At 41.9% G+C, this 24937-nt stretch carries 19 protein-coding genes; 6 read left to right on the top strand and 13 right to left on the bottom strand.

Annotated features, from left to right (window positions below; translation table 11 throughout):
- Positions 1-271 precede the first annotated feature (271 nt).
- Complete coding sequence (locus UYK_RS0114025) at positions 272-2029, bottom strand: C2 family cysteine protease (RefSeq protein WP_009457168.1); 1758 nt, start codon at positions 2027-2029, stop codon at positions 272-274.
- Positions 2030-2685: 656 nt separating this feature from the next.
- Here UYK_RS0114025 and serA point away from each other — a divergent pair.
- The 3 genes from serA (at position 2686) to UYK_RS0114010 (ending at position 6247) form a co-directional block, all read left to right on the top strand.
- Complete coding sequence (serA, locus tag UYK_RS0114020; protein WP_009457169.1) at positions 2686-4266, top strand: phosphoglycerate dehydrogenase; 1581 nt, start codon at positions 2686-2688, stop codon at positions 4264-4266.
- A 301-nt stretch (positions 4267-4567) separates the two neighbouring features.
- Entirely contained in the window at positions 4568-5482 is a 915-nt protein-coding gene (gene prmA, locus UYK_RS0114015; RefSeq protein ID WP_009457170.1) for a 50S ribosomal protein L11 methyltransferase, read from the top strand.
- A gap of 48 nt (positions 5483-5530) precedes the next feature.
- Positions 5531-6247, top strand: coding sequence for a Uma2 family endonuclease (locus UYK_RS0114010; protein WP_009457171.1), 717 nt, complete (start codon positions 5531-5533; stop codon positions 6245-6247).
- A 206-nt stretch (positions 6248-6453) separates the two neighbouring features.
- Here UYK_RS0114010 and recF read toward each other — a convergent pair whose 3' ends face one another.
- Together recF and UYK_RS0114000 are read right to left on the bottom strand one after the other, a co-directional pair.
- A complete protein-coding gene (gene recF, locus UYK_RS0114005; protein WP_016871612.1) occupies positions 6454-7620 on the bottom strand; it encodes a DNA replication/repair protein RecF in 1167 nt (388 codons plus the stop codon).
- A gap of 152 nt (positions 7621-7772) precedes the next feature.
- The gene (locus UYK_RS0114000) at positions 7773-10661 is read right to left on the bottom strand and encodes a cation-translocating P-type ATPase (RefSeq protein WP_009457173.1); all 2889 of its coding nucleotides are present in this window, start codon (positions 10659-10661) and stop codon (positions 7773-7775) included.
- A gap of 292 nt (positions 10662-10953) precedes the next feature.
- Between UYK_RS0114000 and UYK_RS0113995 the strand changes: the two genes are divergently transcribed.
- The gene (locus UYK_RS0113995; RefSeq protein WP_009457174.1) at positions 10954-12624 is read left to right on the top strand and encodes a transglutaminase-like domain-containing protein; all 1671 of its coding nucleotides are present in this window, start codon (positions 10954-10956) and stop codon (positions 12622-12624) included.
- A gap of 163 nt (positions 12625-12787) precedes the next feature.
- On the opposite strand, the gene UYK_RS0113990 is transcribed toward UYK_RS0113995, so the two are convergent.
- Positions 12788-13615 (bottom strand): PD-(D/E)XK nuclease family protein, encoded by an 828-nt coding sequence (locus UYK_RS0113990; protein WP_009457175.1) that lies wholly within the window; start codon positions 13613-13615, stop codon positions 12788-12790.
- 521 nt (positions 13616-14136) lie between these two features.
- Here UYK_RS0113990 and UYK_RS0113985 point away from each other — a divergent pair.
- A complete protein-coding gene (locus tag UYK_RS0113985; protein WP_016871611.1) occupies positions 14137-14415 on the top strand; it encodes a LapA family protein in 279 nt (92 codons plus the stop codon).
- Between the two features lie 156 nt (positions 14416-14571).
- Here the strand turns inward: UYK_RS0113985 and UYK_RS0113980 are convergent, their stop codons facing one another.
- The 6 genes from UYK_RS0113980 to plsX all read right to left on the bottom strand — a co-directional run bounded on the left by UYK_RS0113980 (position 14572) and on the right by plsX (position 19182).
- The gene (locus tag UYK_RS0113980) at positions 14572-15210 is read right to left on the bottom strand and encodes a lysophospholipid acyltransferase family protein (protein ID WP_009457177.1); all 639 of its coding nucleotides are present in this window, start codon (positions 15208-15210) and stop codon (positions 14572-14574) included.
- 271 nt (positions 15211-15481) lie between these two features.
- Positions 15482-15727 carry a type 2 periplasmic-binding domain-containing protein gene (locus UYK_RS0113970; RefSeq protein ID WP_009457178.1) on the bottom strand — a complete coding sequence of 82 codons (246 nt, stop codon included), beginning with the start codon at positions 15725-15727 and terminating at the stop codon, positions 15482-15484.
- Complete coding sequence (locus UYK_RS26170) at positions 15724-15987, bottom strand: 4-Cys prefix domain-containing protein (protein WP_026086468.1); 264 nt, start codon at positions 15985-15987, stop codon at positions 15724-15726. Before UYK_RS26170 ends, UYK_RS0113970 begins: the two co-directional genes overlap by 4 nt.
- Before the next feature lie 51 nt (positions 15988-16038).
- Positions 16039-16917 carry an ACP S-malonyltransferase gene (fabD, locus tag UYK_RS0113960; RefSeq protein ID WP_009457180.1) on the bottom strand — a complete coding sequence of 293 codons (879 nt, stop codon included), beginning with the start codon at positions 16915-16917 and terminating at the stop codon, positions 16039-16041.
- Between the two features lie 110 nt (positions 16918-17027).
- On the bottom strand, positions 17028-18020 hold the full coding sequence (locus tag UYK_RS0113955) for a beta-ketoacyl-ACP synthase 3 (RefSeq protein WP_009457181.1): 993 nt from the start codon (positions 18018-18020) through the stop codon (positions 17028-17030).
- A 118-nt stretch (positions 18021-18138) separates the two neighbouring features.
- Entirely contained in the window at positions 18139-19182 is a 1044-nt protein-coding gene (gene plsX / locus UYK_RS0113950) for a phosphate acyltransferase PlsX (protein ID WP_009457182.1), read from the bottom strand.
- A gap of 442 nt (positions 19183-19624) precedes the next feature.
- Between plsX and UYK_RS0113940 the strand changes: the two genes are divergently transcribed.
- On the top strand, positions 19625-20947 hold the full coding sequence (locus UYK_RS0113940) for a D-alanyl-D-alanine carboxypeptidase (RefSeq protein WP_016871606.1): 1323 nt from the start codon (positions 19625-19627) through the stop codon (positions 20945-20947).
- Between the two features lie 250 nt (positions 20948-21197).
- Here the strand turns inward: UYK_RS0113940 and lptC are convergent, their stop codons facing one another.
- From lptC to metG, 3 genes are all read right to left on the bottom strand, one after another.
- Positions 21198-22451 carry an LPS export ABC transporter periplasmic protein LptC gene (gene lptC, locus UYK_RS0113935; RefSeq protein ID WP_009457184.1) on the bottom strand — a complete coding sequence of 418 codons (1254 nt, stop codon included), beginning with the start codon at positions 22449-22451 and terminating at the stop codon, positions 21198-21200.
- Entirely contained in the window at positions 22448-23077 is a 630-nt protein-coding gene (locus UYK_RS0113930) for a LabA-like NYN domain-containing protein (RefSeq protein ID WP_009457185.1), read from the bottom strand. Before UYK_RS0113930 ends, lptC begins: the two co-directional genes overlap by 4 nt.
- Positions 23078-23229: 152 nt before the next feature.
- Positions 23230-24825 carry a methionine--tRNA ligase gene (gene metG / locus UYK_RS0113925; RefSeq protein WP_009457186.1) on the bottom strand — a complete coding sequence of 532 codons (1596 nt, stop codon included), beginning with the start codon at positions 24823-24825 and terminating at the stop codon, positions 23230-23232.
- Between the last annotated feature and the right edge of the window lie 112 nt (positions 24826-24937).

The following is a 24937-nucleotide window of genomic DNA, read 5'->3' as shown; positions in this document are numbered from 1 at the left end:
CGGTGTGTATCGGTGTTCGACTTTTACAAAAGATCGTGGCTAAGTCGAGGGGTTTATAAGTATCGAACACAGATGAACACAGATGCACACGGATAATTCCATCTGTGTTTATCTGTGTGTATCGGTGTTCGACTTTTACAAAAGATCGTGGCTAAGTCGAGGGGTTTATAAGTATCGAACACAGATGAACACAGATGCACACGGATAATTCCATCTGTGTTCGATTTATAAAATATGATGTTTGGTCAAAACTTTGATTTACATCAAAAAATTACACAATATTATTAATTGTCGCATCCCAATAACTAAAATTTGCCTCAATCTGATTCCAGGAAAGCTCGATAATACCTGGTTTAGAGGTGCCATTTTCGACACCCCAAGGATTAAACAGTGTAAACATCTGAGTAGCAGAATTGTAACCTATTAATGCGTAAGCATGACTAGCAATAATATTTGCATCTACCACTGTTGATTTTGTCGTCAAACCAATCATTTGACCAAAATTGAAAGCATTTACGATTGAGTTAAAATTGAGAAGATTGGCGAGAGAAGTGTTTAATCCTGTGATGTTTGTGAGGGCATCACTAACATAACCACCATTACCAATGCCATTATAAGAATTGGTATTATCTTGATAAATCCATCCAGATTCGTTTAGTTGAGCGTAGGCTTTTTCAGCTAATGCTACCCATAATTCATTAGCAGAGTTTCCGTAGTAATTGTCTTTGCTAGCGTAAACAAAATATCCTTCTTGATTGGTGGGCAAATATCTATCTACCGTCACGTAATCAGCAATACTATTGTTGTAAAAACGCACGGTGAAAGTTTGATCACCGTTATCGATAAACATATTCTCAATCATGCTAGATGAACGGAAAGCAGTTGCTGCTAAACCTGTGAGAAAAAAGCAGTCATTAATACTACCTTGTTTAATATCTTGATAAGTAATACCATTTTGAAACAAAGAACCATGAGCGTATTGATAATTATAAGAAGTTGTGGGGCGATCGCTACCTAAAAACCACTTACTAATTAAGTTCTCAATGTGAATATCACTGCTACCTGCATACAAGTTACCTAGCGCCTTACCTTGATAAGTTTGATTAGCTAGGTCATAATTAACGACTTTATGAGATAAAATGCGTACATACTCTGGCATTCCTAAGAAAGAGGAATTATTGACTAGTGTACGCAAGTCTGTTAATTCAGTACCATCAACTACACTGCTGTCTTTTGCTTCCCGGAGGATAGCAATCATATCGTTGCGATCGAGGATATGATCTGTAAAGTGCCACCTTGCAGCCTCACGTATACCTGCATCTTGAATGTTAAGGTCAAACCAGTCTTGAGTAAGAACAGGTACAATACTAAAACTGGTTTGGATACTTTCCGTACTAGCACCAGATTTATCGTAGGCTTTTGCAGATAATAAATAGTTGCCAGCACTAAGACCAGATAAACTGTATTCAAAACTGGCGTAGCGGTTATCGTTACTGTTGGCAATGAAATTCACCGCATCACCGATATTTTGCCATTCACCACCGTCTTTTTGCAACCAAAAATCTATCCGTGCTAAATCAGCTGCACCATTACCATCAAAGACACTAGCATTTGTCAGGCTGACTGTTTCACCTCGTTGGTAACTGGTTTTACTGGTGCTTAATTGTAAAGATTGTGGTGCTTCGTTGCCAGAAACTTTTAAGTTGTAGTAAGTACTCTTTTTCTTATTGACTCGGTAAACTCTAATATAGTAAGTGCCAGCATCTAAAGTTGCGCTAATTGTCTCTGCCTTCTTTTTACGGTTGTAAGAACCCGCGATCACAGAACCATTACTATTTAGCAATTGTAAATTAGCATCGGCTGACAGACCATCAACAATTAGATTCAAGCTACTACGACTACTTACATTGAAGCTGTAATAATCGTTTTTATCACCCTTTCCTACCCAATCTGTAAAGGTTTGATTGATATAATTGATATTTAAATTTCTAGAATTATTTAAATTGTTACCTGCAAAATCTGCTGGCATAATTCTTCTTTATGTAGGTTAATTTTCATCAAATTTGGCAGCAGCAAATTTCAAATCCTTGCCTTCGAAGGATTTTGATTTGTTAGATTTGACAGCTACATTTATATGCTGCTGTCGAGCTCAGTAAAATCGGTATGTAAAAATTACGTATTTTTTAAAACTTTAATCTTCAATTACTTAAGTAATAATATTGTTTTAAAGTTAGTAAAAAAATCAGACCGCAAAATGTGACCGAAAACCCTATTCTTGAGTAGCGTTAATTCATCAATTACCGTGACTTTGGTTCTGTTCTGCGTAAGTCGTCCTGTGAAAATAATCTTTCATACCTATTCAGGAAGATTACGCCTCTACTTTTGGAATATTTAATAAATATATAGGTGTTTGCACCATTGATGCTTTATATTTAGCCAGAGAGTCTCATATCAAGTTCGGCTAATTACTTAAAGTATTATAAGTATTATGCTTCCACAGTTGGTAATTGAGGAAAAGGTAAGGTTTACTCTGAACTCCCAAGCAGCTAAGTGGAGAAGCTGAACAAGAGGTATAGCAGTCTAGCCAAATAAACGTTGTTTATATTCCTTGCTCAACTGGTACACATAAACATTAAACTTAATATTCCAGCGATCGCATTACCTCTAGCTTAAAAACCAACTATTATGTCTAAGGTTCTCGTCTCCGATCCAATTGACCAAGCCGGGATTGACATCTTATCCCAAGTTGCCACTGTTGATGTCAAAACAGGCTTAAAACCAGAAGAATTAGTTAAAATCATTGGTGAATATGATGCCCTGATGATTCGTTCTGGAACGCGCGTCACCAAAGAAATCATCGAAGCTGGGACGCAGCTAAAAATTATTGGACGCGCTGGTGTAGGCGTAGATAATGTCGATGTAGCCGCCGCCACTCGTCAGGGGATTGTAGTTGTCAACTCTCCAGAAGGAAACACCATCGCTGCTGCTGAACACGCATTGGCGATGATGTTGTCTTTATCTCGTCATATTCCTGACGCCAACGCTTCTGTAAAACGCGGCGAATGGGATCGTAAAAGCTTTGTGGGTGCTGAAGTCTACAAAAAAACTATCGGCATTGTTGGTTTGGGTAAAATAGGTTCCCATGTAGCTGCTGTTGCCAAAGCAATGGGAATGAAATTGCTGGCTTATGATCCGTTTATTTCCACAGAAAGAGCCGAACAGCTTGGCTGTCAGCTAGTGGATATGGATTTATTGGTGCAGCAAGCAGACTACATTACCCTACACATCCCCAAAACTCCAGAAACCACCCATTTAATTAATGCCACTATGTTGGCAAAAATGAAACCCACCACCAGAATTATCAACTGCGCTCGTGGTGGCATAATTGATGAAGAAGCTCTCGCAACTGCCATTAAAGAGGGTAAAATTGCTGGTGCTGCCCTTGATGTCTTTGAGTCTGAACCACTAGGAGAATCTAGCTTAAGGTCTTTAGGTAAAGAAGTCATCCTCACTCCCCACTTAGGTGCTTCCACAACAGAGGCGCAAGTGAACGTAGCTATTGATGTTGCGGAACAAATTCGGGATGTACTGTTGGGTTTACCAGCGCGATCGGCGGTGAATATTCCGGGATTAGGACCAGATGTCTTAGAAGAACTCAAACCCTACATGCAGTTAGCCGAAACCTTGGGTAATCTCGTCGGACAATTAGCAGGCGGTAGAGTAGAATTGCTCAACGTCAGATTGCAAGGCGAACTAGCCACTAATAAAAGTCAGCCGTTGGTAGTAGCATCCCTCAAAGGACTACTTTTCCAAGCACTGCGAGAACGGGTAAACTATGTTAATGCCAGCATCGAAGCCAAAGAACGGGGAATCCGCGTCATTGAAACCCGGGATGCAGCAATCAAAGACTATGCTGGTTCAATACATTTAGAGGCTACTGGTTCATTGGGTACTCATGCTGTTACAGGCGCTTTGTTAGGCGACGGAGAAATCCGCCTCACCAACCTAGACGGTTTCCCCATCAACGTCCCCCCCAGCCATCACATGCTGTTCACCGTACACCGAGATATGCCAGGAATCATTGGTAAACTTGGTTCCCTACTAGGTAGCTTTAATGTCAATATTGCCAGTATGCAGGTAGGGCGTAAAATCGTTCGCGGTGATGCGGTGATGGTTCTCAGTCTTGATGATCCCTTACCCGATGGCATTTTGAGCGAGATTACCAAAGTACCTGGAATCCGGGATGCGTACACAGTAACACTCTAATCAATTTTGGATTTTGGATTTTGGATTAGGGATTGTTAGTAGTTAGTTGTAGCCCTTTGGTGGTGTAATGTATTTTTCTTGGTGTCTTGGTGTCTTTGTGGTGAAAAAATTAAGTTTTGAACCACCAAGGCTCTAAGACACAAAGGTGAAAATACAAAAATTCAGGAAATTAGTTGAGGATTTTTACCCACCTTGAATTAGTTGCGGAATTTTCTATCACCTGCTAATTGCTATTCACTACTTACTAACTAATAACTAGTCTCTTGCAATCTAAAATCTAAAATCTAAAATCTAAAATCCTATGGTTAAGACTTGGTGGGAATTACAAATTCTTTGTGAACCAGAATTAGAAGATAGTGTCTTTTGGCGGCTGGGAAGTTTTGGCTGTCGTGGTACAGCAAGTGAAAAAAAAGGAAATCAAATTCTGGTGAGGGGTTATTTGCCGGTATTTCAAGCGCAGCTATTGGATTTAGCTGCGCTATCGTTGTGGTTACGCCAAGACGCTTTGTGTATGGAAATGGCTCCCCCGACAATACATTGGCAGTTAATTGACGAACAAGATTGGGCAAGTAGTTGGAAACAATACTGGCTACCACAGGAAATAGGCGATCGCTTTTTGATTAATCCCGCTTGGTATCCCACGCCAGAAAATAGCGATCGCATAATTATCCGCCTCGATCCTGGTATGGCTTTTGGTACGGGGAACCACGCCACAACTCAATTGTGTTTGGAATCCTTGGAAATGCGGCTAAGTGATTCCCTATTATCCCCTGCAACAGGAGAACAGGGAGGTGCGGTAATTGCAGATATTGGTTGTGGTTCTGGTATCCTTTCAATAGGGGCGCTATTACTAGGAGCAAAGCAAGTCTATGCGGTAGATACTGACCCTTTAGCAGTGCAATCAACCCAAGAAAATCTCTTACTCAATGGCATTGATAAAGAACGCTTGGTTGTGGCACAAGGTAGTGTAGACGTTGCAGCAAAACTACTCACTGCACCAGTAGATGGTATAGTATGCAACATCCTAGCTGATGTAATTATCGAACTGGTTCCCCAAATGAGTGCGATCGCTAAACCTAGCAGTTGGGGTATCTTCAGTGGTATCTTAGTCGAGCAATCGAAAGCCGTTGCCGATACTTTAGAAAAAAATGGTTGGGTGGTGGCTACTTTGTGGAAACGCAAAGAATGGTGTTGCTTGAACGTGCGCCGTTCTTAAACTGGAGATAGGAGTAGCGATCGCTCCTAATTGGAGGCTTGGTAGATCATGGTACAACAACTCACGCCCGACACAACACCAGAGCTAGTCTACCCGGAAAGCGACGGGAAGCCAATGGCTGATAATACAAAACAATTTCGTTGGATTGTCACGATTAAAGAAAATTTAGAAATTTTATTTGCATCACAAAGTGATGTATTTATTGCTGGAGACTTGCTGTGGTATCCAGTAGAGGGAAATAACAAACTTTGCCAAGCACCTGATGTTATGGTCGTTTTTGGTAGACCAAAAGCAGATAGAGGTTCTTATTTACAGTGGAAAGAAAATAATATTGCTCCCCAAGTAGTGTTTGAAATTCTCTCACCCAGCAATACAACCAAAGAGATGACAAATAAGCTTCTGTTTTATCAACGTTATGGTGTTGAAGAATATTATATTTACAATCCAGACACTTTGGAATTAACTGGTTTGTTACGTTCTGGAGATGACTTAGAAATTATTGAAGAGATGAATGGTTGGGTGAGTCCCCGATTGGGAGTGCGGTTTGTACTGACACCTGAAACTTTAGAAATTTATCGTCCCGATGGACAAAGATTTCTCACACCCGTAGAATTAGACCAAGTCCGGGAAAAGGAACGCCAACGTGCCGAACAGGAACGCCAACAGAAAGAAGCAGCACTACAGCAACTTGAACAAGAACAACAGCGTTATCAAGAATTGTTGGCGAGATTACGAGAAAAGGGGATTGATCCAGAAAAGTTGTAATTAGTTGAAGAATAAGCGATCGCATCTTCTCACTATTCCTCAAAGTGTTCCAAATTTTGTCATTAATTTCTATTAAAAGTGTACCAATTGGTTCTTCAAACAAAACTATTTGAACAGATTTAGGCTATGAGGGTTGAACTTCAGTTCAAGGCGTACTCAGGGCGAGGTAAAAGATATGGGTTGAGGCATGAAGTGAGATTATGATTTTATTCCTGAAAAATTCCTTCTAGTTTTTGTCTGCCAACTCCTTCTTTTTCTATGGATATTTTGCCACTTTTAACGTACAGAATTTGAGAAGAATTCAACCATTGGGAATCAAAAGCACCCAAATGAGTAGTAGTAATTATTGTCTGAAAACGGTCTTGAATTGTATCAAGTAATTGATTTTGACGAGAAGGATCTAGTTCCGCTAAAACATCATCAAGAAGTAGCAGTGGTGGTTCTCCTACAACCTCTTCAATTAATTGCAATTCAGCTAATTTTAAAGCTAGTACGAGGGTTCTTTGCTGACCTTGAGAACCGTATTGACGAGCTGGTGTTTGATTAATTGTTAATTCTATTTCGTCTCGATGTGGTCCAACGAGAGTAGTACCTTGGTGCAATTCCGCAATAGTTCTTTGCTGAAGCTTTTCTAGCAAGGCTTGTTGCACTTTTTCTGAGTGATTTTGCTCTAAAGGAACGTTGGGTGAGTATTTGATTTGCAAAATTTCTTTACTGCCACTAATGCTAGCGTGCCACTTTTTGGCTATGGGAGCGAGTCGCTGTATAGCTCTTTCCCGACGCCTAATCACCCGTGTACCTGCTGTAGCTAGCTGTACATCCCATATAGCTAATTCAGATTGTAGAGACGTTGTGTACAACTTCTCTGCATTGCGTTTCAAAAAGGCGTTACGCTGACGTAATATTTGGTGATATTGTTGTAAGATATGGGCGTATATTGGTTCTAGTTGAATCAATAAAGTATCTAGCCAGTGACGCCGACCTTCTGGGCCGCCACGTACCAGGTCTAAGTCCAAGCTAGAAAATTGTACGGCATTCAGGACACCGAGAAAGTCCATTTGTCGCCGGAGATTTTCACCATTGAGGTTAACAGTACGGCGACCATTACGACGCAAAATTAAATTGAGAGTGCTAATGCCAGTTTCTCGTTTGAGAGAAGCACTAATTTGAGCAAGTTCTTCTGCTTCTTGCACTAAATCGCGATCGCGAAAAGTACGATGCGATCGCAATGTAGCTAATAACTCCACCGCCTCCAACAAATTAGATTTTCCCTGAGCATTATTGCCCACCAAAATCGTTTTGGGAGCAGTAAACTCAACCTGCTGCTCTTGATAGTTGCGAAAGTGTCGGAGGTGGAGGGTTTTTAAATACATAGGGGAGCGTGGGGAGTAGGGGAAGTAGGGGGAGTATGAGGAGTAGGGGGAGTATGAGGAGTAGGGGGAGTATGAGGAGTATGGGAAGAAAATAGTACTATAACTTCTGACAACCCCCACACTCCTCACACTCCTCACACCTCTCACACCCCTCACACCGTCTTCTTGCCCATCAACCGGAAGACAATCTTTTCAAGTTCAATCCACACAAACATTAAGGCGCTGAAACCAAGACAAATCCCCAATTCCGGCAAAGAAATATAGTCAGTCCCAAAGAAATTACGGAGGGGAGGGACATAAACCAGCATCAGTTGCAAGATTGTGGTTAAAACGACTGCCCCTAATACGTAAGGATTGGAAAACGGATTCATCTCTATTGTCAGTCGGCTGTTAGAGCGAATTGCGATCGCATGACCCATTTGGGCAAGACACAGCGAAGTAAATACCATTGTCTTCCATCGATCTGGACTCAGCCCATTGCCTTGGATGCTGGTAGAATGATTGTACGCCCACATCATCAAAATAATGGTAATGAACGCGAAAATAATCCCGATCCGAATCATATAAGAACCCAAGCCTCTAGCAAAAATGCTTTCACGCGGACTGAAGGGGGGACGCTTCATGACATCTGGTTCGGGCGGTTCTACAGCTAACGCTAAGGCTGGTAAACCGTCTGTCACCAAGTTCATCCAGAGAATTTGGAGGGGTGTGAGGGGAACTCCTCCTAATCCCAAGATGGGTGCAGCTGCGATTGTCAGAACTTCACCGATGTTACTACCGAGAATATACTTAATAAAACGGCGGATATTGGTGTAAACAACCCGGCCTTCCTCAGTAGCAGCAACAATAGTAGCGAAGTTATCATCTAGTAGCACCATATCTGCTGCCTCTTTACTCACATCAGTGCCGGTGATACCCATCGCAATACCAATGTCAGCTTGTTTGAGGGCTGGAGCATCGTTGACACCATCACCAGTCATCGCGACGAATCTGCCGCGACGCTGTAAAGCTTGGACAATTCGCAGTTTGTGTTCTGGGGCAACTCGAGCATAAATACTTACCAAGTCAACATTTTGCTCTAGGTCTTGGTCGCTCATCCGTTGCAGTTCTTGACCAGTCAGGGCCCGATCGCCTGGTTGGGCAATTCCTAAATCAGTAGCGATCGCTCGGGCTGTTAACTGGTGATCACCAGTAATCATAATCGGTCGAATGCCTGCTTCGCGGCACTCTTGTACCGCCGCCCTCACTTCTGGACGGGGTGCATCCAGCATCCCCACTAAGCCCAACCAGACTAATTCTTGTTCGGATGTCTCATCTGAACCTTGGCTTGGAATTTCCGCCAGGGGTTTATAAGCAAAACCTAATACCCGCAAACCATTAGAAGCCATGCGATCGTTTTCGGCTAATATCTCATCTCGCTGGTTTTGAGTTAGGGGAATAGTGCTATTACCTACATAAAGTTGAGTACAACGAGCCAAAATTAACTCTGGTGAGCCTTTGGTAAACATTAAATAGCCATGGGAGTTCACCAAATGGCTGATGATCGGATCAACATCACTTAAAGGCGAAACACCTGTTTCTACTTGTTCAACCCTACAAATTACACTCATCCGCTTTCTTTCTGAAGAAAACGGAAACTCACCCACCCGAGGCAATTTACTATCCCACTGGTCTTTTTCAATTCCTCCTTTGGCTGCTAATGTCACCAAAGCCCCTTCTGTCGGGTCTCCTAAAATAGTCCACTGTCCTTGTTGCTGTTGTAAGACAGAATCATTACAAACAGCACAGGCTACTAATAAAGCTTGTAGTTCTCGGTAATCTTGTACCTCAACTTTATTATTTTGCAGTTGAAACTCGCCTTTAGGAGCGTAACCTTCTCCTGTAACGCGGAATTCTTGATGATTGCAAGTTTTTTCACTCGGATTAGAGCTAGAAGCGTTTGTGTAGACAGATTGCACTACCATCTTGTTCTGAGTCAAAGTCCCGGTTTTATCAGAACAGATTGTAGTTACAGAACCGAGAGTTTCTACTGCTGGCAGTTTGCGAATTAAAGCATTGCGTCGTACCATGCGTTGAGTTCCCAAAGCTAGGGTAACGGTGATCACAGCAGGTAGACCTTCTGGCACGACCGCCACTGCCATACTTAAAGAAACTTCCAATAATTCTGTTAAGTTACCACCACGCAGCAACCCCACAATTACAACAATGGCTACCAAAACCAAAGAACCTGTCACCAGGACATTACCTAGCTGAGTCATCCGTTGTTGTAACGGTGTAGGTTCACTTTCCACCGACTGCAACATGGCAGCAATTTTGCCGAGTTCGGTTTTCATCCCAGTGTTGGTGACTAGAACTTTGCCCCGTCCTTGGACAACTTCTGTACCTTGAAAAACCGAATTGATGCGATCGCCTATTCCTGTCTCTTCAGGTAATGTGGTTTCTGCCTGTTTGTTAACCGCTTGGGCTTCACCTGTGAGTGCCGATTCTCGGATTTGCAAGTTAGACACTTCCAACAAGCGTCCATCTGCTGCTACTTGCATCCCTGCTTCTATGAGCATCACATCCCCCGGTACTAAATCCTTAGCTGCCACCTCTGTTGGTTTACCATCACGAATGACGCGGACGTTGGGAGAAGAGAGTTTTTTCAGCGCTGCGAGGGCTTTTTCAGCACGGCTTTCTTGAACATAGCCAAGGATGCCATTGAGGACCACAATTGCTAAGATTGCGATCGTGTCTTTAAATGGTACTTCCCCCGCTTTTAACTCGTTGTTTTGCAGAGCCAGCAAGTCTAAAATCCCGGAAACAATTGCTACAGCGATCAGCATCAACAACATGATGTTTTTGAACTGATCGACCAAAATTTCCCAGGCACTGCGACCACCAGTTTCCTCAAGTTCGTTCGGGCCGTATTGTTCCAATCGCTGTTGCGCTTCTTGAGGTGATAAGCCAGTGTCTGCATTCGTGGAGAGCAGTTCTATTGCTTTATCAACTTCTAAACTATGCCAAACGGTAGTTGAATCAGGCAGAGAATGAGCAGACATCGTGTAGGTTACAGGAAATGGTTACAAAATTCGATCATAATTTAGTGATAGCCAGAAAAACCATCAACTAAAGTTACATTAGGGATATTGCTAACAAGCGTTAACATCAGGTGTGATTTTTCACATTTCCCTACTTTTTTTACGGCATTATCTAAGTGTTATTGCTAAGGTAACTGCTTTTTATAGCACATATTTTTGATAGTTGTGAGTAATAGAAGTTGGGAGTGGAATTGCACAAAACATATCAAAATACATCCTAGTCGTGCTAAATCTTTAGGTACATTAGTTTAATATGAATTTTGCTCTTCCCAGTTTGACCGCTAGCCAGATGTTCGGGCAAAAAACAATTCGACCAATTGGTGCTGCCATTTTGAGTGGCATTGCTTTCTTCCAGGATACTCTGATTGCTATTGATTCTCCTAAAGGGTATCTGCTGCAAATAGATCCTGCCACTGACAACACAAAAATTCTCAATCCTCACCAAAGCAAGGAATTTACAGATGTCACTGGTTTGGCAATTTGGGAAGATACTCTCTGGGTGACAAGGGGTAACAGTGTTTATTTATGTAAATGGAATTCTTGGGGGCTGGAACATTTTGTCACTTTGCCTTACCCTGCTAATGGCATTGCTGTCTGGGAATCAACAGTTTATGTCAGTTGCCAAAAATTGGGAGATATTGTGATTTTTAATCGCGATACCCGCAAAGAAATTACCAGATTTTATGCTCCTGGTGTGGGCGTAGAAAATTTGGCTGTGACTGATGAAATTCTTTGGGCTTGCGATGCAACAGAACAAAGCGTTTACTGCATGGATAGAGCTACAGGGGAAGTTCAATTTAGTGTACTAACACCATTTGAATCTCCTACAGGTATAGCAGTACAAACAGAGAAAAATACAGGTCAACAAACTCTCTATGTCGCCTACGCTTCTGAAGAACCTTATGTGCGCGATAACCCGAATGCTGACCCAAATCATGAACTAGCATATCGCGATCGCACGTTTATTCACCCACTCTACTATCGTTATTTCCCAGAAAAGCGCTACGCTCTTTCTAATGGCTATCTAATTGAAATGTCCTATGTGGAGGAAATAGCGCCGATTGAAGAGGTTTACTTACAAGACCTAGAATGGCGTATTGCCCTACCAAGCGACACAGATCGTCAAAAGGTCAAACATGTTGAACCTGTGGGACTGCCTTTTACAGAAGAAATTATAGATGGGCAACGGGTGGCTGTGTTTAAATTCGATGCTCTGACCCCCGGTGAACGGCACATGTTTGGCTGGAAGGCGGTCTTAGAAGTCCGAGGTATTAAATATCGTCTCACTCCAACCGATGTAGAAGATATTCCTGAACTATCGCCAGAATACCAAACTCGCTATCTCGTAGATAATGATGAATTGGCAATGGATACTACCATTGTCCGCCGTGCTGCCCAAGAAGCAATTGGTACAGAAACCAATTTGCTAAGGAAAATGTACAGCATACGTAATTATGTCTACGACCAGTTGTCTTATGGTATAAAACCTTATATTGATACACCTGATCGAGTATTAGAAAGAGGTGTAGGTTCTTGTGGTGAATATGTAGGTGTGTTGTTGGCTTTGTGTCGTTTAAATGGCATAGCTTGTCGCACCGTCGGACGCTACAAATGTCCTACCTACGCAGAACACCAACATGTTCCTCTGCAACCAGATTACAATCATGTATGGTTAGAATTCTACATCCCTGGTTTTGGTTGGTTGCCAATGGAATCTAACCCTGATGATATTGGTAACAATGGGCCCTATCCCACACGGTTTTTTATGGGTTTGTGCTGGTATCACATTGAAATCGGTAAAGGTATTCCTTTTGAAACTATAACTAGTAAAGGTGTAAGGCTGACAAAAGAAGAAATTTCCATTGGTGAGTTGGCCATTAATCATATTCGCTTCACCATTTTGGGAGAGTTACCACCGTTTTAGCTAACTCCGGGTTTCATATAGCAATCCTATTTGATTCGTGAACAATCAGATCGCCCAGATCCCCGACTTTTCTAAAAAGTCGGGGATCTCTGGGGGATCTATAGGTGATCGCCATTCACACTCACAAAAAAGCGATCGCAAGCCTAATTTTTCCTCATGAAGACTAGACTGTTTGCGAAGCCTTAAAAGCAGAAAATTCACAGATAGAATTAAATGGGCAAAATCGACAGTGATACCCAGGATTGGGCGGAAATATTTGACTAAATTTCTGAGTCTGCTGCTGATATTTTTGCAAATCTTGTTGGTGCTTCTGAGCAATACTAGCTAACTCAAGCTCAATCAAATCTAATTCACTTTTGGTAACACTAATTAACTCCGATTTTTTGGAAAATTCTAAATTATAAAAGGAAGCTATAGCTTTGTGTCTGGGGTAAAGATAACGAGCCGCTAAAAGATAAACTAACGCCTGACGACGGTCAAAAGCAGATTTACCAGTTTTAAAATCTAAAATATGTAAATTGCCTGAAGATTCAATGAAAATACAGTCCATCGCCGCATAGAGGCGGAAACAATAATGCTTTTGATCAATTAATATTGGTTTGGGGAATCCCTCATCACCACGGGTTAACAAAACAATACGTTTCCCTGAAAGCAATGGTTTGTCGTGATATTTCTTCAAGATTTGCAACACACGCTGTTGCACTTCACTAGGTGAATTGCTCAATCTCAATAGCTCAGCAACTTTTTCTACACCGTCTGATTGATTTAGTAGATATCTGTGGTGATGAAATTCATAAACACCTTTTTGTGCTAGCAAGCCTATGCGCTGGGATGATGTAACTTTTGTCAGCAATGCTCTAACTTGGGGTTCATGTTGCCGTGCTTTAATATACCCCCGCCTCATTTGACAATGCCAACGTTGTTGCCCAGATGCTGGGGCAATTAGAGACCAAAGATGATAACTGGCAAAAGGTCGCTCGGGGGTTGACATTACTTAGTAACTGTGAGAGAAAAGACGGGGAATAATATTCGCTTACATAGGCTTTACTCATTTGCTAGCCAAGTGGCTAATCGTACTGCCATTTGTCACGGCAGATTCCTTATACGGTAAAAATTGCTGAGCATCATTTATGCAATGCTAGTAGTAAGTGACAAAGCTCCTTACTGAAATCCAGTTTCGAGCATTGAAATTTACTACTGATAGCCATCACCCAGCACCTGAGTATGGGATTAAATATATCCTTGACTGTGTTTTTGTTGCCACTCTAGAAATTACTAACTACCATTGTAAGCTTACCTCCAGTTAGAAAGGCAGGAGCTTTTGCAACATGGGTATCTATAGTAAATGTTTCTACTAGCCTTGTTTTGACAAAGTTTTGCAACAGTAATTTGAACCAATACCTTACGAATAGTTAAATTTTTTGTCTAAATATTAATTGTGACTTAATAATTACCACTTTTCTATAATCGTGTGGAGAAAGTCTTTGCTTTAGCAATTCGCCGCAAATCATCATGAAAACTTTTACTGCTCTACTGACAATAATAGTTCTTGTTTTTTGGATAATGGCTGTTGCCCTTCTGTCAGTACAAAACGCTACGCCAGTATCCTTACAATTTTTAGGCTTTCGATCCATTCAACTACCCGTAGGCTTATTACTGGCTTTGTGTGCTAGTGTGGGCATGATTGCCATGGGACTGCTACAACCATTATGGAGGTTAACTGCTTCTGAGCAAAGTTATTCCCCGGGACAAGATGACGCGGAATTTTTTGTCGATGAGGAAGATTTTTAAATCAGGTATCATATCATGTTCGCTTAAATACTTATACTGTCGCGTGGGCTGGTAATAGGTAATGGGTAATTGGTAATGGGAAAAACCAATGACCAACACCGAAGCATAATATCGTAAGCAATTAGTCGAACTTGATATCAGTTATCAGTGAATACTTTAGCGTCCTTGTGTGTGTAATGCATTAATTGCTGTAGCACACTTTTGTGTTATTGTTTCTAACTCTTCTTTATCCGTAGAACTGGGGGAAGCAATCAACTCACCAATTCTCACTGTTATGGGAACTGCACGAGGAATCACCATACCTTTTTCTTCTATTGCTTGTGTACCCCACAAACAAACTGGTAACAATGGTGCTTTGGCTTTGGCAGCGATCAACGCCGCACCTCGTTTTGGATCTGTGATGCGTCCGTCAGGAGTGCGAGTACCCTGTAAGAAAATACCGACAGCCCAGCCTTCGTTCAGATATTTTAAGGCTGCACGAATAGCAGTGCGATCGCTTGTTCCTCGGCTGACTGGGTAAGCACCATATAACTCAATGGCTTGTTTTAAAACTGGAATTTTAAAGAGTTCTTCTTTGGCCATGTATGCTACAGGACGGCGTACACAGTTGGAAACAATGGGTGGGTCATAATTACTGGCGTGGTTGCTTACCACCACCAAAGGGCCACTTAAGGGGACATTTTCTGCACCATAGATCTTGCCCCGAAAGTAAACATGTAGCATCGGACTAACAACAGACCACTTAAAGGCTTGATAGAGTAAGAGACTGGCTAACGGTTCGCGGTTTTTGCCCACAGAAGATAATTGAAATCAGACAAAATTAAGGATAAGCGATCGCCACTACTTTTGATCGTTAAACTTAGTTACTGGATAAATTACTAATTTCTCGACTCAAGCCTGAGGCTGCGACAACTGCAATTACCTTATGCTCATGGGAAAATTTTTAGTGCAAGAACTAAGCGAAGACCTTGATCAACAATCAACAGCGTTGCTGAATCAAAATATGAATTTACAATTTACGGGTGTGTAGATACGTGGCAATGCTACGTCTCCACTAAATTAGTAACTATAAGCCTTGTTTTATCTGTGGCGAAGTTGCGTAACCCAAAAATGCTTGAACTGCATCGTTAGGAGGATTTTTATAGACGTAAAATAGCCGACGTTGGTAAGGATATTGTGATGCACCTGGGTTTGTATTATTAACCGTCACAATACGCGCTGTACTTTCTAAGTTTGTATGTTCATATGTTGCGTAGCCAATACCATCGTTATTCAGTTCTGGAAGTGAACCTGTGGTTTCATCTTTGTTCAAAGTAATAAAATTAGCTCCTGTACCAAATCCAGATGTTCTGGATTTGGTGAAGAAAAATGAAACTGCTTGACTGCACAGTAAGGTCTAGAAGGAATATCTTCATCTATAGCCAAAAGAGTTTGCCCAAATGTACCTTTACCTAAGATACGAATTGGGCGATAGCGCATCCTCAACAATAGTTGAGAACCACAACTAGAGCAAATTTCTGCCCTATCTAAATTGTGAGGATTACGACATCCGGGATTTACGCACAGACTCATAAAAGCACGAATTACGTGCTTCCACTATAGATAGTGAAAGTTAAGAAAGGGTTAAGTAGATAGTTCTGCAAGATTACGCATATTCTCTAAAATTAAATCCGAGCAAGTACGTTTAATCAAACCAGTTAATACGTTACCAGGGCCAATTTCCACCACTCGCTCAATCCCATTTTCTGGTAGCGCCAGTGCAATTTCTCGCCAGCGTACTCCCCCTGTCATTTGTTGGATGAGGCGTTGCTTTAAAATTTCTGCTTCTGTGGCTGGAGTTGGTTCAATATTAGATAAAACAGGCACTTTTGCTTTATGAAATTCTACTGAGGCTAATATTTCTTGAAACTGTGTTGAAGCTTCTGCCATTAAAGGTGAATGAAACGCACCAGATACTTTTAAAGGAACTGCACGTTTTGCTTTAACTTGAGATATGACTGCTTGTACGGCTGTGGGTGTGCCAGAAATGACAACTTGAGCAGGGCTATTATCATTTGCCACAACTACATCAGGGGTTTCGGCAATCACTTTTTCTAGTTGTTCGCGGTCAAAATTCATCAAAGCCACCATCATTCCACCAACAGCACTGTCCATCAGTTCGGCACGGCGTTTTACCAAGCGTAACCCCGCAGACCATTCAAACACGCCAGCAACATACAGAGCAATGTATTCTCCCAAACTGTGGCCAGCAACTAAATCTGGTTGTTGTTTTTCCTGTAGGAGATCAGCCAGAATGCTTTCTACTACATATAAACAAGGCTGAGTGTAGATAGTATGCGATAGCTTGTCGGCATCATTTTGACAAATTTCAATCACCGACCAGCCTAAGATTTCTTCGGCTTGAGCAAATTTATCTTTTGCTAAAGGTATATTGATTAAATCCATTCCCATTCCCAATGATTGGGAACCTTGTCCGGGAAACACCCATGCAGTTTTGGTCATTAGTCAAGTGTCAACAGTCAAGTGTTAATAAATTTTGTTGGTATTTGGTAGTTGCTGGTTGTCTGGAAAATGCAACAAACAACAACTAACAAACAAAAAACAACTACTATCTATCTTCCCCATTGAAAAATTGCAGCCCCCCATGTTAAGCCAGCACCAAAACCTGAGGCGGCAATAATGTCATTAGGCTTAATTTTGTTCTGTCGTATTGCTTCATCCAAAGCCAGGGGGATAGAGGCGGCAGAAGTATTGCCATAGTAAGCCAAATTACTAATCACTTTTTGTTCCGGGATGTTCAAGCGCTGGGCAACAGCATCTAGAATGCGCTGATTAGCTTGATGCAATAGGAGCCAGTCTATTTCCTCTACACTGAGGTTGGCGCGAAACAAAGCTTTATCAATAACTTCTGGCACTTGTTGGACGGCGAAGCGGTAAACTTCTTTACCATTCATGGTGATCGGCTGGAAATTGCCTCTACCAACCACAACACCCGGGAGTAATTCTGTGGCGTCAGGTGTGTAGGGAAGGTTTAGGCAATCGTTTTGAGTGCCGTCACTTCTGAGTTCAAATCCCAGTAAGCGATCGCTATCATTTGCCTGCAATACTACCGCCCCAGCAGCATCGCCAAATAGTACACAGGTGCGTCGGTCTTGCCAGTCTACCCAACGAGAGAGAATGTCTGCTCCAATCAGTAAAACATTTTGATATACACCAGTTCTAATAAATTGGGCTGCTGTTACTAATCCAAATACAAAACCTGAACAGGCTGCTGTCATATCAAATGCTACAGCTCTTGTTGCTCCTAGTTTGGCTTGAATTTGACAGGCGCTGCCAAATAAGTCATCAGGCGTAGAGGTTGCCAGTAAAATCAGGTCTAACTGTTGCGGTGTAATGCCAGCCATCGCGATCGCCGCCTCACCAGCGGCAGTGGCAAGATCTGTTAGAGATTCACCTACATTTGCCAAACGCCGTTGACGAATTCCTGTTCTTGTGGTAATCCATTCGTCTGATGTTTCAACCAGTTCCATCAGCCCTTGGTTATCCAGAAAAGTAGCTGGTACTGCTGAGCCACTTCCTGTAATTGCGATTCCTAATGTTTGCACTCCGGGTTCTCCCAAGCTATTGGCGATTTTGTCATTTGTTTTGTTGTTAGTTGGGTGTGGTTGGTTGTTTGTTGTTTATTCCAACCAACTAGCATCAACTAACAAAGAACAAACATGACTATTGACTGTTTTCGGGCAATAGTTGCCCGGAGGATTTACTTTGATATTTAGATTGAATTCTTTGCAGCACCTGGTTATCCACTGCTTCTTTTGCTAATCGAATGGCATTATAAATTGAAGGTGCTTGAGAACTACCATGACCAATAATACAAATGCCGTCAACACCCAAGAGCAAAGCACCTCCGTGTTCTGCATGGTCTATTCGCTGTTTAATCCGCTTTAAATTCGGTTTTAAAATTGCTGTACCGAGTTGACCATGCAATCCCTGGGGTAATTCTTCCCTGACGATTTGCAGCATCACTTCTCCGACCGCTTCGGCAAATTTCAGCAAGACATTGCCTACGAACCCGTCACAGACAATCACATCAAATTGACCGGAGAGGACATCGCGTCCTTCAGCATTGCCGACAAAGGCTATCTGAGAATTTTCCCGCAGTAGTTGATGGGCGCGCACAGCTGCATCATTGCCTTTGCAGTCTTCCTCACCAATGTTCAATAAACCGACTTTCGGTTCCGGAACACCCAAGACATACTGACTATAAACCGACCCCATAACAGCAAACTGCTCTAAAAATTTTGGACGACAGTCTACATTGGCGCCGACATCAAGTATCAGTACTTGTTTGCTGGCTATCATTGTGGGAAACACCGCACCAATTGCTGGACGATCAATTCCCGGCAGTCGTCCCAAGCGGAGCAATGCTGCTGCCATTGCTGCGCCTGAGTGACCGGCAGAAATCACAGCATCTGCCTGCCCCTGCTTGACTAAATCCATCGCCACGTTGATCGAAGCCTTGGGTTTGCGTCTGATAGCGCTTAAAGGCTCCTCATCCATCGCGATCGCGTCCTCAGCCGGAACGATCTGCACCTGCCCCAAATTAGTTTTTGGTGGCAGCACTGCTTCAATTTGTTGGGGATCACCCACCAACAAGACTTCCACGCCCAACTCATCCCTAGCTCGCAGTGCGCCAGCGACGATTTCACCGGGTGCGTGATCCCCTCCCATTGCGTCAATTGCGATTCGTACGCAAGTCGATCCCATTGCTCAGAGCTTCTAGAAACCTTACAAATTTTACCAGATGCCTCTGCTGAAAGTAGTAGATTGCTGGCTGCCAATTCGCATCCGTCAATTCCAGACTGAAGGGAAAAAGTATAAATTAGATAATCAAACTACGGATAAACCCGATGGTTTGTATTTACTTTATCCTTCTTTTTTGTCTTTTCTGCTTTCAACAAAGCAACTAACAAGCCCAACATAGCATGAATTACTCCCCACACCCACTGAATAGACAACGTACAGTGGTTTGTTGTTGTTTGTTGGTTGTTAGTGGTTGATTGTTGGTGAGATAAAATCTTACAAAAATAATAATGAGTGCAGCTTGGCAAAAAACTACGCAGTCAAAAAGAACTAAAAAGCCTAAAATACATCCTTTATAGCCTTTTTGCTTGCAGTAGCATATTTGCATAAATATGAGGAGTGAAGAATGCTGGAATTAATTGGTTCAGGTTTAGTTTCAATGTGGCTGGAAATGGCTGGAGTACAAATCAAGCCTTTGGAACCGATGGATGTTTTAGCTTGGCAAAGTAACCCCAGCTTAATTGTTGCTCCTGATCCAAATCCAGCTGGAGTCACTACAGTGCAACAGTATCTCCAAGGGCTAGCAACATCGAGATTAGTCGCAGCCAACACAGTCCAAAGTCAAGGGATTTGGATACAATCAGGGCCAATACTAATGGCAAATCACCAAGGTACAATTCCTTTGCCTGCGGCCTCATTAACTAAAATAGCGACCTCTCTAGTTGCTTTCAAAACTTGGGGGCCAAACCATCAATTTGAGACTTTAGTCAGCGCCACTGGGCCAATACAAAACGGCGTGTTAAAAGGTGACTTAGTCATTATTGGTAGTGGTGATCCTTTATTTGTTTGGGAAGAAGCGATCGCTGTTGGTAATACCCTCAACAAGATGGGGATCAAGCGAGTCCAAGGTAATTTAGTAATTACTGGTTATTTCGCTATGAATTTTCAACGAGATCCACTGTTAGCAGGTCAGTTACTCAAGCAAGCCTTTGACCACACTACCTGGACTCGAGGAATTGCTTTTCAACACGCACGAATGCCCAAAGGCACACCTAAACCTCAAGTTGCGATCGCTGGTACTGTGAAGGTGGAAGCACAACTAAATCCACAACAAACTCTGCTGGTGCGTCATCGTTCCTTACCTTTGCACCAAATCATTAAGGAGATGAACGTTTTCAGCAACAATGATATGGCTCAGATGCTAGCAGATTTGGTGGGAGGTCATCTTGTTGTGCAGTCAACAGCTGCCCAACTAGCAAGGGTTCCTGCATCCGAAATTCAGCTCATCAATGGCTCTGGACTGGGAGTTGAAAATCGGATTTCTCCTCGAGCTGCTTGTGCAATGTTAATGGCTCTGCAACAGGAAGCACTGGCACACGGCTTAAATTTAGCAGACTTGTTCCCCACCTCTGGCTTTGATAACCGGGGGACATTGCACGCTCGACACATCCCTGCTGGTACTGTGATTAAAACTGGTACTCTCAATGAAGTGAGTGCTTTAGCAGGAGTTATGCCTACACACGATCGCGGTTTGGTTTGGTTCGCGATCATTAACCGTGGCCCCTATGTACCTACATTCCGTGCTGAACAGGATAAATTTCTGCAACGTCTGCTCAAGCAGCTGCAAATCGCTCAAGGCGTTCCTAGTGTCCTCACTCCTCACTCTGGTATTAATTATGTACCGCAACTAGGCGCAGCCAATCGTAATGAGGTTTTATTGAGAAGTTAGTTAATTATTTAGATTGTCGGTAGTTTCTTCAGTTGCGGGTTTATGCTGTATCAACAGCTCGTCTATGCATCTTACCAACAGCCTCTAAATACTAGCTGGTTTTTCCTGATTCAACTTGGTGTCTTAGTGTCTTGGTGGTTAAATAAAATTTCTTTTTTCACCACAAAGACACCAAGGCACGAAGAAAACTTATTTTTTAGGATTACATCACCAAAGAACTACCGCACTAAACTTTTTGTTTAACTATTAACTATTGACTCTTGATTTTTTCCTGCGGAACAATCTCTGTCACTACCCGACCCTGAGAATTACCGCCACTAACAACTATGTTTTCTGTTTGAATATTACCGACGGCTTTTTCACCACTAAATGTCATCGGTGGGTCAATTTGTTTATAAACCACATTACCTTGGGCTTCTATTAATTTATTGTCAAGATACCAAGTTGCTGTATTAGATTTGAGGGACTGGCGTTTTTGTCCTACACCGTTGACGTTACCTGTTAAATAAACTGTTTTTTGAGGAATTTTAAATTCACCTTGATTAGCAGTAACTGTGACATTTTCAGCCCGATGAAATATCTTTACAGGAGCATTTGTCGTAACAATTTCTGTATTCAAGTTCCAGGTCATGGAGTTGCTGGCGATTTGCATTGGTGGTTCCAGCAACTCTATTTGAGCATTCTTTGTGACAGTCGCAATTTTAGTTTTGAGGTTAACTTCGGCTGCATCTCCTTTACCACGATCAGTAATTTGCTTATTTTTATAACGGTCGATTTGTACTGGATGATCAGCGATGAGTTTTTCATCTTTGATTTGCCAAATTAAGTGTTCTGTCCGCATTTGCAATGGTGGATCTTGAGAGTTGGCAACTACTCCCCCAGAAAAATCTATGCGTTGAGTTCGGGTTTTGACTCGTGCTTCTTTTGCTACTGCTTGTAGTTGTTTATGAGTGCCATTAATTTGGTTGCGGACTATTAATAAGTCTTCTTGAGGACGCCATTCCAATTCATTACCGTGTAACACGATTCCATTGCTAGGATCGGTGGCTACTATTTTTCCTTTTAAAAATAATTGCTTACCATTCTGTTCAATATCTGCTTTTTCTGCTTGTACTTGGTAGACAATTTTGCCATCTTGGTATAGCTCACCATATGGATTTTCAACCTGACCAATTTCTTTTTCTTTAGTATATTTGGCTTGTTTAGCAATAACTTTCCAAATTGGTCGTCCAACTTCGTCTGCTTGTTCTAGAGTGACGTCAAAGAAAGTTAATTTGCTATCTGCATCTTGAGGAGATTTGTTCTCAGCAGGTGATTGATTCGATGTGCGATGTTGACCGCCACAAGCAGCTAGTCCAATGACAAGCGAGAAAGTTAAAAATAAGATGCTAGGATGGACGCGCAGAAGAGAAGACAAGGGAGAGGGAAAAGACAAGGAGGAAGGATTGCTCTCATGTCCCCCGTGTCCCCTATGTCCCCTTTGTCCTTTATGTTGCTGCTTCATTCTTGAATTTCCAATTGTCCCTCAGTCTCTCTGGGTTGGTCTAAAAAATCCATACCAGTCAAGGGTCGATAGGGATAACTTTGACGTGGAGTTTTTTGGATATCTTCTTTGATGGCTTCTAGATCAATGTAGCGATCGCTCACGTTGATTAAACTATCGCTGGTCATTGAACGCAAACTGACTACTTCTACCCGTACACCACGGTAACTAACGGAATTGACTGCGTATGCTAGATCCCCATCTCCACTGACTAAAACTGCTGTATCATAGGAATCTACTAAAGCCATCATATCTACCGCAATTTCTACATCTAGATTAGCTTTTTTAGAACCATCTGGTAGCTGCACTAAATCCTTGGCTATGACCCGATAACCATTACGCCGCATCCATAGTAAAAAGCCTTGTTGCTTCTCGTTGGTTCTATCTACTCCAGTATAAAAAAAAGCACGCAGAAGTCGAGAACCACCAGTGAGTCTACATAATAACTTGGTGTAATCAATTTCAATACCCAATTGTAGTGCTGCATAAAATAAATTTGAGCCATCAATAAATATGGCAACACGACCTCGATTTTCCAAAACTTGCTCTGGCGTGAAGATCGAGTCGTTTTCCAGATTATTCAACATTGTTGTCATACCTCATTTTTTATCAAAAAATAATTGATACTTGATTTTTGAGATTTACAAAGAGTTTGAAGAACTTATGATAAGCTTTCAGGGCCAATCGAATTAGCCCCGAGCAAGTAAACAAAATCAGAAATTGAAAGAACTAACTAATGTTATTTAGGTGGTTCTATGCGTTTAAACACTGGAGATGGTTCGCCCAATGTTTGTTTGTCGCTTAATACCCCCCATGTGCCGTGAATGGCAAAAGGAGCAGTGATGGCAGTTTGTGCTTGATTATTAAAATCGATTTCAAAGCCTAGTTGCTGGTAAATACTGTGACTGATGTTTGGGATCACTGGAGATAGGAGGTAAGCAGCCAATCTCACTGATTCCAAGACGGAATACAATACTTTTTCTGTAGCCTGTTGCTGTCCTTGTTTGTATAAAGACCAAGGAGCTTGTTCATCAATATATTTGTTGCTGGCTCGTACCAGTTTCAAGATTGCGTCACAAGCTTGATTGAACGCTAACGCTTCGTAAGCATTTTTTACCTGTTCCCCTAGACGTAAACCTATTGATTTCAATGGACTATCATTAGGTATATCTTCACTTGTAATTGGTGGCACATTGCCAGCACAATATTTTTTCACCATCCCTAAAGTGCGATTGAGCAAATTTCCTAAGTCATTTGCCAAATCTGCATTTAGAACATCAATGAATCTACTTTCATTAAAATCGCCATCTCTACCAAATTCAATTTCCTTAAGGAAGTAATAACGAACAGCATCTGCACTATAGCTTGTAGTTAAAGCTACGGGATCAAGAGTATTACCAAGAGATTTGCCCATTTTCAGACCATCTTTGGTTAAAAAGCCGTGTCCGAAAACCTGTTTTGGTAGAGGTAAATTGGCTGACATGAGCATGGCTGGCCAGTAAACTGCATGAAAGCGTAGGATATCTTTACCAATTAAATGCAAATTTATCGGCCACCATTTTGCTAAAGCGTTCTCTAGTGTTGGTTCTGCATCTGGTTCCAACAATGCTGTTACATAACCTAGTAGTGCATCAAACCAAACATACAGAGTATGCTTCGGATCGGTTGGAACTCTAAAACCTAAGTCTACATTTACCCGTGAAATTGAAAAGTCCTGTAACCCCTGCTTGACGAAGTTGAGAATTTCATTGCGGCGGCTTTCTGGCTGAATAAAATCTGGTCGAGATTGGTAAAGTTCTTCAAGTTGGGTTTGGTATTTAGATAGGCGAAAAAAATAGTTTTGTTCGTCTCGCCACTCTGTTTCTTTGTTCGTATGAATTGGACAACGGTGTCCCTCTAGCAATTCTCGTTCTTCTTTGAACTCTTCGCAAGAGACACAATACCAACCTTTTTGCTGTCCCTGGTAGATATCACCCTTGTTCCATACTCGCTGGAAGAATTCTTTCACTATTGCTTCGTGGCGAGGATCGCTAGTCCGGATAAAGCGATCATATTTAATATTTAGCACTTGCCACAAAGAAACAAACCCACCAGACATTTGATCGCAGAACTTTTGGGGGGATATACCTTTGCTTTCGGCTGTTCGCTGAATTTTCAACCCATGCTCATCTGTTCCAGTTATCAGTAGTACCGGACGCCCTAAAAGTCTCTGGAAACGTGCGACGACATCAGCTGCGATGGTTGTATATGCGCTACCAATGTGAGGCAAGTCGTTGACGTAATATAGCGGTGTTGTCAGTGCAAATGTTTTTTCTGTTTGATCCACTAGATTCATGCACAATAAAAATATAAGTTGTTAAAACTATTTTCTATCTTACTTATAGAGATAAAACCACGCCATTATATAACATAAACCTCATCTTTTCAACTTCTACTAGAATATTAAC

The sequence above is a fragment of the Fischerella thermalis PCC 7521 genome, from assembly GCF_000317225.1.
In the GTDB taxonomy this organism is placed as follows: domain Bacteria; phylum Cyanobacteriota; class Cyanobacteriia; order Cyanobacteriales; family Nostocaceae; genus Fischerella; species Fischerella thermalis.
The sequence above is the reverse complement of the archived record's forward strand: the minus strand, read 5'-3'. Positions and strand labels throughout refer to the sequence as shown.